The 12,566-nt window shown below is 46.0% G+C and carries 11 protein-coding genes; all 11 read left to right on the forward strand.

Annotated elements, in window-relative coordinates; translation table 11 throughout:
• Window positions 1-129 precede the first annotated feature (129 nt).
• The 11 genes from M662_RS05080 (at window position 130) to M662_RS05130 (ending at window position 12,536) form a co-directional block, all read left to right on the forward strand.
• Window positions 130-417, forward strand: coding sequence for a hypothetical protein (locus tag M662_RS05080; RefSeq protein ID WP_008634576.1), 288 nt, complete (start codon window positions 130-132; stop codon window positions 415-417).
• 33 nt (window positions 418-450) lie between these two features.
• Window positions 451-1,194 carry a membrane protein insertase YidC gene (gene yidC, locus M662_RS05085; RefSeq protein WP_026578305.1) on the forward strand — a complete coding sequence of 248 codons (744 nt, stop codon included), beginning with the start codon at window positions 451-453 and terminating at the stop codon, window positions 1,192-1,194.
• Window positions 1,195-1,367: 173 nt separating this feature from the next.
• Entirely contained in the window at window positions 1,368-2,525 is a 1,158-nt protein-coding gene (gene yhbH / locus M662_RS05090; RefSeq protein ID WP_008634580.1) for a sporulation protein YhbH, read from the forward strand.
• A gap of 282 nt (window positions 2,526-2,807) precedes the next feature.
• On the forward strand, window positions 2,808-3,620 hold the full coding sequence (gene proC, locus M662_RS05095; RefSeq protein WP_008634582.1) for a pyrroline-5-carboxylate reductase: 813 nt from the start codon (window positions 2,808-2,810) through the stop codon (window positions 3,618-3,620).
• A gap of 58 nt (window positions 3,621-3,678) precedes the next feature.
• Window positions 3,679-4,158: a PH domain-containing protein gene (locus M662_RS05100; RefSeq protein WP_026578306.1), complete on the forward strand. Its 480-nt coding sequence runs from the start codon at window positions 3,679-3,681 to the stop codon at window positions 4,156-4,158.
• Window positions 4,148-5,608 (forward strand): PH domain-containing protein, encoded by a 1,461-nt coding sequence (locus tag M662_RS05105; protein ID WP_026578307.1) that lies wholly within the window; start codon window positions 4,148-4,150, stop codon window positions 5,606-5,608. Before M662_RS05100 ends, M662_RS05105 begins: the two co-directional genes overlap by 11 nt.
• A gap of 139 nt (window positions 5,609-5,747) precedes the next feature.
• Complete coding sequence (locus M662_RS05110) at window positions 5,748-7,040, forward strand: NCS2 family permease (RefSeq protein ID WP_026578308.1); 1,293 nt, start codon at window positions 5,748-5,750, stop codon at window positions 7,038-7,040.
• 106 nt (window positions 7,041-7,146) lie between these two features.
• Window positions 7,147-8,721: a spore germination protein gene (locus M662_RS05115; protein ID WP_008634588.1), complete on the forward strand. Its 1,575-nt coding sequence runs from the start codon at window positions 7,147-7,149 to the stop codon at window positions 8,719-8,721.
• The gene (locus M662_RS05120) at window positions 8,660-9,811 is read left to right on the forward strand and encodes a GerAB/ArcD/ProY family transporter (RefSeq protein WP_026578309.1); all 1,152 of its coding nucleotides are present in this window, start codon (window positions 8,660-8,662) and stop codon (window positions 9,809-9,811) included. Before M662_RS05115 ends, M662_RS05120 begins: the two co-directional genes overlap by 62 nt.
• Before the next feature lie 4 nt (window positions 9,812-9,815).
• Window positions 9,816-10,934, forward strand: coding sequence for a Ger(x)C family spore germination protein (locus M662_RS05125; protein WP_008634590.1), 1,119 nt, complete (start codon window positions 9,816-9,818; stop codon window positions 10,932-10,934).
• Window positions 10,935-11,348: 414 nt separating this feature from the next.
• Window positions 11,349-12,536 carry a NupC/NupG family nucleoside CNT transporter gene (locus M662_RS05130; RefSeq protein WP_026578310.1) on the forward strand — a complete coding sequence of 396 codons (1,188 nt, stop codon included), beginning with the start codon at window positions 11,349-11,351 and terminating at the stop codon, window positions 12,534-12,536.
• Window positions 12,537-12,566 lie beyond the last annotated feature (30 nt).

Genomic DNA, 12,566 nt, shown 5'->3' on the forward strand with positions numbered 1-12,566 from the left:
TTCTTTACCAGAAGAGAAGGCGGTTTAGTCTTTCCTGGTATCTGTGTTAATATAGAAGGAGAAAAATGATGAAACGTTTCTTCTGCTTGATTCGTATCATTATTACTACCGCATAGAAAAGAGATGCTTATGTTCCCAATAATGGAATGGCTGGACGGATCTTATGATTTGCTGTTCCTGTCTATATACGTAACCGCCCTTACCGGTATGGCGCTTCAATCGCTGTGGTCCCACTTCATTAATGACTCTTCATCGTGGATAGAGGATCGATCCATTGAATTAATGACAGCTGATACGGGGCAGATCGGTGAAAGTACGGGGGCAGTGTTCGTACAACCGTTAATCCATTGGCTCCGCCGTACGGTTTGGAGGCAGGAGGCTTCGGACGAAAGCGACTATTCCCTCATTATTCGTTAACAGATATACACGAATAATGAGGAGGAATTATAATTGAAACGTTTATTATCCATTTTCGGTTTATTGACATTGCTGCTTGCCGGGTGTTCGCCATCTGATCAACAAGGGGGAGGCTTCTTCCACACCTATTTCGTAGAGCCGTTCATTCAGGCGATTCAATTCCTTGCAGGATTGTTCCATGATAACTATGGACTGGCTATCATTATCATTACGCTCGGTGTCCGCTTCATTCTGATGCCGATCATGCTGAGAACTTACAAGAACAGTCAGCAGATGCGTGTGAAGATGAATACCGTCAAACCGGAGATGACCCTTGTTCAGGATAAGATGAAGAAGGCGAAGACACCAGAAGAAAAGCAAAAGGCTCAGGCGGAAATGATGGAACTGTATCGTAAACACGACATCAATCCGATGAACATGGGCTGTCTGCCGATTCTCATTCAAATGCCTATATTTATGGGTGTGTACTATGCTATTCGAAGCTCTGAAGAGATTGCAACCCATTCATTCCTCTGGTTCGATCTCGGTCAATCAGATATTGCGATGGCGTTAATAGCTGGATTGTTGTATTTCATTCAATACCGCGTTACCTTGATTGGAATACCGGAACAGCAGCAAAAGCAGATGAAAGTGATTGGTCTTCTGTCTCCGATCATGATTCTGATCATTTCCTTTAATGCCCCATCCGCGCTGCCTCTTTATTGGGCAGTCGGAGGACTGTTCCTGATCATTCAGACATTAATTTCTAAAAAACTATATCCTGTTCAACAAAGCTGATGAAAAGCACAGTCCTATTAATAGGACTGTGCTTTTCTGTTTGTTCGAGGATAGCGTTTAGGTGGGATAGGGCAGGTTTTTATATGAAATTATCCATTCCTCTCTTAATAAGTTTCATCCATTGACGTGGACCTGCATACGATAAAGTAATACTCGATTAGGAGGGAAAAAATATGGATGAAGAGAAAAGTTTCGTAATCGCCGAAGACGACTGGTCCCTCCATCGGAAAGGCTACGACGATCAACGGCGACATCAGGAAAAAGTAAAAGACGCCATGAACAAGCAGCTTCCTGATCTTATTACAGAAGAGAATATTGTGATGTCGAATGGAAAACGAGTCGTAAAGATTCCTATACGTTCCCTTGATGAATATAAGATTCGATACAACTACGAGAAGAATAAGCATGCAGGACAAGGAGACGGGGACAGCCAGGTCGGAGATGTAGTGGCCCAGGCTCCTCAGTCAAAAGGAAAGCCTGGAGACGGAGATGGAGCAGGTGATCAGGCAGGAGAAGACTACTATGAAGCGGAAATTTCCCTTGCAGAGTTGGAGGAGGCCTTGTTCAAGGAGCTGACGCTTCCCAACCTTGATGAAAAAGAAAAAGACAATATTATTCAGACCGATATTGAGTTCAGCGATATTCGGAAGACCGGATTGACTGGAAACATTGACAAGAAGCGTACAATGTTGGAGGCGTATAAGCGGAATGCATTGAGTGGGGATGCGGCTTTTGCGCCGATTTATCCGGAAGATATCCGTTTTAAAACGTGGAATGAAAAAACAAAGCCGGAATCAAAAGCTGTCGTTCTTGCCATGATGGATACGAGCGGCTCGATGGGACAGTGGGAAAAATATATGGCGCGCAGCTTCTTCTTCTGGATGAATCGTTTTCTAGGGAAGAATTATGAGACAGTCGAAGTAGAGTTTGTTGCGCACCATACACAGGCGAAAGTAGTCAGTGAGGAAGATTTCTTCTCGAAAGGCGAAAGTGGTGGAACGATTTGTTCTTCGGCCTACCGCAAAGCGTTGGAATTGATAGAGACGAAATATTCACCGGACCGCTATAATATCTATCCGTTCCACTTCTCGGACGGCGATAATTTAACATCAGACAACAAACGCTGCCTCGGGTTAATCGATCAGTTGATTGAAGTTTCCCAGATGTTCGGTTATGGAGAAGTAAATCAGTATAACCGCTCTTCGAGTCTCATGCAGGCGTACAAAACGATTGATCATCCGAAGTTCAGGCACTATATTCTTCGGAGGAAAGCGGATGTGTTCCATGCCATGAAGCACTTTTTTAATGAGCAGGGAGAAGTCGTTAAATGAATCTTTTCAACCGGATGGCTCCCAAGGCCGTCCGGTTTCGTTTGTCTACACGAAAAAAGCTGAGCTTAGGGCAGCTCAGCTTTTTTCGTAGCAGCTATGATATTTTGGGCGTTTCACTATGATATGAAGAATACAGTTTCTATTATAGGTAATCCAGAACAGTTTGTAAACCTCTCTTCTAGAAAATATGTAATTTTTACTAGAAACTTACAACAACCCGAAAGGAATTGTACAGTCGACCTTCTTCCTATACAATAAGGAAAGATGAAGGGGGAATGTACGGTGAATAAGCGGATTGGGTTCATTGGTTGCGGACAAATGGGGCGTGCGATGATTCAGGGCATGATTGATGCGGGTCTCGTCCAGGCGGAGGAGATAGCCGCAACGGCCCTGTCGGATGAAACGATTGACTTCGTAACCGATGAGTACGGGATTCAGATCAATCATGACAATAAACAACTGGCCAGAGAATGTGACCTGCTGTTTCTTGCTATCAAGCCATATGTGTATGAAGATGTGATAAAAGAAATAAAAGACGATGTACCGGCGGATACAGTGGTCGTTACCATTGCTGCCGGTATCACTCTGCAGGCGATGAGGGATGCGTTCGGCCGTGATGTCAAGGTGATACGCTCGATGCCTAATACGCCTTCCTTGGTAGGTGCCGGGATGAGTGCCTTATGTCCGAATGAACTCGTTTCAAAAGAAGAGTTGGCGGACGTAATGGAAGTGTTTGAGAGCTTTGGAGAAGCCGAAATCGTTCCCGAGAAGCTGATGGACGCTGTCCCGTCCGTAAGCGGGTCGGCACCGGCCTTTATTTATATGCTTATTGAAGCCATGGCTGATGCAGCTGTCGCTCAAGGATTTCCGCGGGATAAAGCGTATAAGATGGTTACCCAGACGGTGGAAGGCTCCGCCCGGATGGTACGGGAAACTGGTAAACATCCTGGTGAACTGAAGGATGCTGTCTGTACCCCCGGGGGGACGACCATAGCCGGAGTAACGAAATTAGAAGAAGCAGGTCTTCGAAATGCGATCATCCAAGGGATGTACGCATGTACAGAGAAGTCTAAAGAATTATCTAAAGGAAAGTAAAGGGGAAAAAACCGGACGAAATGTCCGGTTTTTTTAAACCGTTTGAGGAGGTGGAGAGATGGAGCAGCAACTGCAGCGGGTCATATCTGAAAAAGCTTTGTTTATCTGGAGAATTCATGGAGGAATTCAGGCTTTTCTTCTTTTCCTGATCTGCATTGCACTTTCGACTGCTGTTTATCTTTGGCAATGGCCGGTCTGGCTCGTCTTCACGGGTGCAGGAACATTGCTCCTGCACGTAGTGCTTATGATCTGGCTGATTCCTGTTTGGCGTTGGCGGCGCTGGAAATACCATGTCAGCGAAAAGGATATTGATATCCAACATGGTATTTTTATTGTGACTCGAACGCTTATACCTATGGTACGTGTGCAGCATGTCGATACAGAACAGGGGCCGTTATTAAGGAAGTTCGGGGTTTCCACCATTCGGATTTCGACAGCCGCCACCGTTCATAAAATTCCGGCGCTTGATCAAAAGGAAGCGGAAAGGCTGAGGTTGTCCATTTCTGCGCTGGCAAGGGTGGCCGAAGATGATGTTTAAAAAGAGACGCCTTCATCCTTTATCCGCTCTCCTTCATGTCGGGGGCCTGTTGAAAAATGCGTTTTTTCCTTTAATCGTTATTCTTTTCTTGAATGGCGGAAATATTGTTAAGGGTAATATGGGATGGATGCCTCTGCTTATCGGGGGCGGCATTTTTGGGCTCGTGTTTGTTTCCGGGCTTATAAGGTGGTGGCGCTTCACGTATCGAGTGGAAGAAGGGGAGCTTAGAATCGAATACGGGTTAATTTTCCGGAAGAAACGGTACATACCTTTGGAGCGGATTCAAAGTCTCGATCATTCCGAGGGAATCGTTCATCGACCTTTCGGCTTAGTAAAGCTGTCCATAGAGACAGCGGCTTCCAGCGTTGGGAATGCGGAAGCGGAATTAACTGCCATTCGATTGTCCGAAGCGCTTGAACTGGAAGCGTTATTGGTACAAGCGCATAAGGAAGAATCGGAGTCGCTTCTAATCCAAGGTCACGAGGAGAAGAGGAACTATCTGTTCCGAATGGACACGAAGGACATTATGCTGATGGCTGTAACCTCCGGGGGAGCGGGTGTGGTACTTTCCGGCGTTGCCGTATTTTTGTCCCAAGCGACAGACATACTTCCTATGGGCTGGATGTATGATCAGCTCATCCAGTGGATCCGCTTCGGATTCTTTCTTGCAGCCCTTCTTGTTTTCGGTGTCTTCGTGTTTGCATATGGCTTTTCCATTCTCCTTGCATTCATCCGTTATGCCGGCTTTTCCGTTTCTTTGGAGGGGGAGGATGTCATCATAACGAGAGGGCTTCTCGAGAAGAAACAGATTACTGTTCCAATCAATCGAATACAGGGGATCCGGGTGGACGAGAATATGCTCAGACAGCCCATCGGCTATGTCAGTGTGACACTGATTAGTGCAGGCGGGACCGTTGATAAAGGATCAGAACATAAGTGGAATCTGTTTCCTTTGATTAAGAAGAAAGATATGCCCGCGGTATTGAAAAGTGTGCTGCCGGAGTATCAATGGAACGATGTGTACAATAAGGCGCCGAAACGGGGGAGAAGAAGGTACCTGATTACTTATACCTTGTTCCCGCTGATCGGCTCCGCTGCTGTGAGTATTTTCTTCTTTCCATACGGTCTGTTATCTATGATTTCCTTTCCTCTGTTTCTCGTACTGGGCGACCTGGCTTTCCGTGATGCCGGGTGGCGGATCGATAATCAGCAGCTGACTCTGCGCAGCCGGTCATGGAGCAGGCATACGTTTCTGATGAAGAAACACCGGATACAGTCTGCCCGTATAACACAAACCATTTTTCAAAAGAATGCAGATCTCGGCAGTGTAAGGTGTACACTCCCTTCTGGACAAGGGCCGGCAGTAGCGCGTTGCTTCCATTTGGATAAGGACACGGCAGAAGAGATCCTGACATGGTACAAACCTGGATATCATAACGAAAACCGGTAGAAGGAGGAAGGCTCTGCCGGTTTTTTTACTGCTTGTAAGCTAAACACGAACATTAACAATTTTAATATTGATTTTTGTTCGTGAAAAGTATATGATAGGGAACGTTGTCATCATAAAAGAAAGTCAGGTGTTCATGACTATGAAACGTTTTTTTAAATTAGATCAAAACCAGACCAACGTCAAAACGGAAATTCTTGCGGGAATTACGACGTTCTTGACGATGGCCTATATTATAGTAGTCAACCCCGTCATCCTGTCGGGTGCGGAGGTGCCGTTCCAGCAAGTGTTCATGGCTACGATTCTTGCCGCTGTGATCGGAACGCTGATCATGTCCTTTGCTGCCAATTATCCAATCGCCATAGCTCCCGGAATGGGATTGAACGCATACTTCGTGACGGAAGTGGTGCAGCAGGATGTCAGCTACTCCGTTATGTTCGGTGCGGTATTCGTTTCCGGTATTCTTTTCGTTATCTTGAGTATGACGAGTCTGCGCAAGACGTTGATTAAGGCTATTCCTCCTTCTTTGAAGTATGGAATTACATCAGGAATCGGCTTATTTATCGCGTTTCTCGGGCTGCGCATGAGTGGGATCATCGAGCCGAGCGAATCCACGTTAGTGACTCTTGGTGACCTGACGGCGCCGGGACAGCTGCTTACCGTCTTCGGACTGATTGTCACGTTGATCCTCATCGCACGAAATGTGACAGGAGGTCTGTTCATCGGAATGTTCCTGACAGGTCTTGTAGGCTTTTTCACTGGTCAGCTTGAAATCAACGGATTTGTGGATACGCCGCCTGCTCCGGTTTTTTGGGATATGGATATTGCGGCCGTATTCAGCAACGGTTTATACACCGTCGTATTCGCTTTTCTGCTCGTTACAATCTTCGATACGACAGGTACGATGGTCGGAGTGGCCGAGCAGGCAGGGTTCATTAAACCGGACGGAAGCCTGCCGCGTGCCCGTGCCGCATTGATGGCAGATGCTTCTGCCACTACGGTGGGTGCCATGTTCGGGACGAGTCCGTCTTCTGCTTATGTAGAGTCTTCTTCTGGAGTCGCAGCAGGTGGTCGTACAGGGCTGACGACGCTTGTCGTGGCTGCTCTGTTCCTATTGTCGATGTTCTTCTCTCCAATCGTCGGAGCTGTATCAGGGCTTCCGGCAATTACGGCGCCGGTCTTGATCATCGTCGGGTGCTTCATGATGGAAGGACTTGCCAAGGTCAATTGGGGTTCATTCGATGATGCTTTCCCGGCTTTCATCATTATATTGTCCATGCCTCTTACATCCAGCATTGCGACAGGAATTTCCTTCGGTTTCATCACGTATCCGATCCTGAAGCTTGTAGTCGGAAAAGGAAAAGATGTACACTGGATTCTTTATATGTTCGCCATTATTTTCATCCTTCAACTGGCCTTCTTCCCGGGTCATTGATTCTAAAGCAACCACTTCTGTGGTTGCTTTTTTTTATACCTGCTATTTTCCCGTAGGACAGTATAGTTTTACCATGGCGGTGGCAATCTAAGTGTAGGTGATGCATATGGGATTTTTAAAACGATTATTTTTCGGAGATCATACGAAAATTGCAGATAGGAAAATTGCTGATCAAGCCGAGGAGCCGGTCCAGCTCAGTACAATGAAGCTCGCTGAAAATGTGGAGTACATTTTGAATGCCTTCCACGAAACGAATGACCTGAAAATACGGGTGATGCATAAGGGAAATGCGGCTTTAATGTACTTCGAATCCATGAGTGAGCAGGAAAAGATTCATGAGAAGATCTTTGAGCCGGTTCAACTTGGTAATGTCGACAGCATAGGGGAAATTCCGGATTGTAAACATACCAATAACCTTGAAGAAGCGATCGTTACGCTGCTTCGGGGGCATGCCATTTATTTGGAAGATGGCAGCCGCCGCATTTCGATGTTTAACGTAACCTCATCCTTCAATAGAAGTCCGGAAGAGCCGGCCAATGAGAAAGTAGTACGCGGATCGCACGATGGCTTCGTCGAGAACATGATGATCAATATCAACCTTGTCAGGAAGAGGATCGAGCATAGGGATTTAACGGTTAAATACTACAAGCTCGGAAAGAAAACCAACACCAATGTCGGTCTTTTATATATGGATGGAATTACAGATCCAACTCTTGTTGAAGAGATTGAGAAACGGATGAAGACGATCCACACAGATATGGTGCACAGTCCGGGATATGTAGAGGAATTCATTGAAGACCAGACCGTTTCTCCATTCCCGCAAATGCTTAATACCGAACGTCCTGATCGGGTAGTGGCCAATTTGATGGAAGGGAGGGTCGTCATCATGGCTGAGGGAAGTCCTACGGCCTTGATTGCACCTTCTACCTTCTTCATGTTTTATCAATCGCCGGATGACTACAACATGCGCTGGTTTACGGGCACCTTTATTCGCTTGATCCGTTTATTCAGTTTTGTCATAGCTGTGACGCTGCCTGCTTTTTATATCGCTGTCGTCAGTTTTCATTTTGAAGTGATTCCGGATGAGCTCATCATCCCCGTCAAGTCATCGATCAATGAAATAGCCTATCCGCCGATTATGGAAGCATTGGTGATGGTCATCATCATCGAGCTGATAAGGGAAGCGGGGATCAGGCTGCCGCAGCCGATCGGACAGACGATCGGCATCGTCGGCGGTCTCGTCATTGGAGACGCGGTCGTCCGGGCCGGCCTTGTTTCCAATCTGATGGTCATCGTCGTTGCGTTGACGGCCATCGCATCCTTCGTCGTCCCGTCAAATGAACTCAGTACGACGCTGCGCCTGTTGACGTTCCCGTTGATCCTGCTTGCAGGAACACTCGGATTTATCGGCATCGTCTTCGGAATGCTGTTCATCCTCGTCCATCTGACGAGACTTCACTCCTTCGGCGTACCTTATTTTGCGCCGCTGGCTCCTTTAAGTATCGTAGACCTCAAAGATACGTTCGTACGCGTACCTTTGCCGATGATGAAACGAAGACCGAAAGACGCTCACTCGATTGATCCTGTCGCCTTTAAATCGTCTAGGGAGTGGAAGCAAATTGAGCACGAAAAAGAAGAACAAGCAAGAGCAAACGATACCTCAGAGTCAGGCGAATCCTAAGCCGGAGCAGAAACTGTCTCAGCGGCAGTTCTTTTTCATGATCATTCAAACCCAAATCGGGGTCGGGGTGCTGTCTATTCCCCATGAGCTTCATAATGCATCCAAACAGGACGGATGGATTTCCTTGATTATTGCCGCGATTCTTATACAAATCGTGGTATTTGTCATCTGGCTGACAGCAAGAAACCATCCGGAGGACAACTTGTTTCAAATTAACGAACTTATCTTCTCCAAATGGATCGGTAAAGGGCTCAGCTTTCTCTATGTACTCTATTTCCTTGCTGTCGGCACGTTGATCATTCTCTTGTACGGGCGGATGATCAGTGTTTGGGTCCTGCCCAACACCCCGTTATGGGTGCTGTCGTTGTTAATGATTCTTATTTGCGGCTATTTGGTCGCGGGCGGCCTTCTTGTGGTAGCCAGACTTTATACGATGCTGTCTTTCCTGCTTATCATTTTGATTGCGCTTGTTATTTATTCCATGAAAGAAATGAACCTCATGTATATTCTCCCCGTTTTTGAGGAAGGTGTCGGAAGGGTTCTCAAAGGGGTGGATAAAGCCGTCCTTTCCTTTTTTGGATTTATCGTTTCCCTTGTTATATTTCCGAAGGTGGAAGGAACACCGAAGCAGCGACTGAAGACGATGGTGAAGGCGCACTGGTTTGTCACCGGGTTTTACCTGTTTACCGTTTTCGCAAGCTTTACTTTCTTCAGCTCAATGGAATTGACGACCATTCCGGAACCGCTCTTATACATGTTGAAATCTTTTGAACTGCCAATCATAGCAAGAATTGATCTGTTTTTCATATCGATTTGGATTATCAGCGTAGCTACGTCCTTTGCCACCTACATTTATATGGGAAGCCTTGGACTGAAGCATACGTTCATGAAGAAAGGAAATGTCCGGCATATTGTATTGATTAGTTCCGTCATTTTTGTCATTACGATGTATATGGGGTTTGACATCACAAAAGTAGAAACCTTTAACAAGTTCGTGGTCTACGCCGGTTATTTCTTTTCCCTGATGCTCCCATTTATTATGCTCCCATTCAGTTATCTTGCGAAAAAACGGAAGAAAGGAAAGGGCTGAACGTATGAAACGATGCATCATAGCACTCGCATGTCTGCTTCTGCTGACAGGCTGTTGGGATGAACGTCAGTTTAAGAATATGAAGCTGGTCCTTTCCATGGGATTGGATAAAGGGGAGGAGCAGGAAATCCGCCAGACCGTTTCCATTCCGACTGTGGAAAGAGGGTTGGATGGACCGGGGGCAGAAAAGGTGCAGATCATCTCCACCGATGCTCATACGCCCAGGGATGGAAGGGATAAAATTGACCAGATGATATCGGAATCGTTCGATCCCTCCAAGCTGCGCGTCATCGTGCTCGGAGAAGAGCTGGCGAAAGAGAATATGTATCCCGTTTTGGATGAACTTTACCGTAACCCGAACAGTAATTTGAATGCCGCTTTAGTCATTGCAGATGGTACAACTGCCGAAGGAATTCTGAATGTGAAGAATGAAAATGAAATGAGGATCAGCAACTATTTAAGCGGGATTATCGAAGCTGGAGTTGCCGCCACCCATACAACCGGGGAAAATCTACAGATGCTGAACGCTGAAATTCTGGAACCGGGCGTTGATTTCTCTGTGCCGACGATGGCGGTAGATGAAAACAGGCAGCTGTTGATCATTACCGGGATGGGACTCTTTCACGGAAAACATTACACTGGAAAGAAAATCGACTCTTCTTTGACGGTCCTTTACATGCTTCTCGAAGGGAAAATGGGAAATGTGGCAAGGCTTACGGAAAAGATATCCGACGGGGAAGATGATGATCTGCTTAATTATGTCACCGTTCACGTCTTGAAGAATGACCGGAAGATGAAAATAGACGTAGTAGACGGGGAAGTGAAGGTGAAAATCAATCTGAACTTATCGGTGAAGATTGTGGAATACCCTTCCGATCATCTTTACGTCAAAGGCAAAATCGGAATGGTTGAGAAGGAGCTTGAAAAAGTGTTGACAGAGAAATCGAAAGACATTATTTCCACCATTCAAGAGGCTAACAGCGACGTCCTGGGTATTGGAAGGCGTGTAAGAGCTTATCATAATAAAGATTGGAAGAAACTGAACTGGGAAGAAGAGTACCCGAAGATAACAATAGAACCCCATATCAACGTGAAGGTTGTCCAACACGGGATCATCAATTAGAAATGTGCAAAAAGTGAAACCTTTAAGCAAGCTCGCTCGTCTGTATAGGGAATCATAGAGGAAGTAATGGACCGGGAGGGGCTCTCATCCAGTGCCAAATGACGGACCCCTGCCATTCATTCATACATCACTATACCTCCCCTAAGGTATAGCCCCCGTCGACTGACCATCGGCGGGGGTATTTTATTTGTAGAAAATGGGAGGACTTTATTCCTTTATTATACAAATGCAAGTATGACATCTGCGAATTTAGACATATTAAGATGTGACTAGACACTTGTCAGCGTTTCCATATTTTTTTCTTGCGAATAAGCCTTGCATGACGTCTGACAACCTGATAAAATCCATAATAGAATTACTTTGTGTAAGCATTTTCATAAGGGTCAAAACAACAACATCAGGGGAGGATTTATTGTGGATATTCTTTTAGGTATTCTTGCTGTTGCGGTCATTCTCGGGATCGCTTTTTTAATGTCCAATGATCGTAAGAACATTAATTATAAGGGCATCGTGATTATGATCGCCGTTCAGTTGATCATCACGTGGTCTATGTTTAATACGGAAATCGGGAGAATCATCATTGACGGGATCTCTACCGGCTTCAACAAGCTGATCGGTTACGGATCCGAAGGGGTCGCTTTCGTCCTCGGCGGTTTTGAAATCGGAGAGGGCGGCGTGTTTTTCTTCAATGTCCTGTTGATCATCATATTCTTCGCTACTATTTTGTCTGTGCTGACATATTTGAAGATTTTGCCATTCATCATTAAGTATCTCGGTTGGGGTCTTTCCAAAATTACAGGTCTTCCGAAAGTAGAATCATTTAACGCTGTCAACAGTATCTTCTTCGGCCAATCGGAAGCGTTGATTGCCATCAAGTCTCAGTTCCATAATTTGAATGATAACCGTCTGTACATTGTCAGTGCATCAGCGATGGGATCTGTTTCCGCATCCATCGTCGGAGCATATCTCGGGATGCTTCCTCCACAATATATCCTTGTGGCACTGCCGCTTAACATGTTCAGTGCATTGATCGTCTCCTCGATGATTGCACCGGTCAAGGTTCCTAAAGAAGAGGACAAGGTAGACGTGAAAGACGTATCAAATGCCAAGAGCTTCTTCGAAGCGATGGGTAACGGTGCCCTTGATGGTGGTAAGATTGCCTTGATTGTTGCAGCTATGCTGATCGCCTTCATCGCCTCCCTGGAGCTTGTGAACGCGGTATTTGGAGCTGTCTTCAATGGATTTACCCTTCAGGAACTGCTTGGATACATCATTTCGCCTCTAGGTATCCTTATGGGTATCCCGATGAGTGAAGTAGTCGATGCAGGAGCGATCATGGGGACGAAGATCGTGACGAACGAATTTGTCGCTATGCTTCAATTCCAAGGTATGCTTGACGCTGTGTCTGAGAAGACGATTGGTATCGTCACTGTGTTCTTGACAAGCTTTGCCAACTTCTCCTCTATCGGTATCATTGCAGGTACGGTACAGGGAATTGATGCAGAGAAGGGTGCGCGCGTTTCCGGTTTCGGTATGAAACTGTTGATCGGTGCCACACTTGCTTCTATGTTGTCTGCGACGATTGCCGGATTGTTCATTTAATAGAAAAAAGCCGACTGAGGATCATATCCT

The organism is Bacillus sp. SB49 (assembly GCF_000469135.2).
Taxonomy (GTDB): domain Bacteria; phylum Bacillota; class Bacilli; order Bacillales; family Halobacillaceae; genus Halobacillus.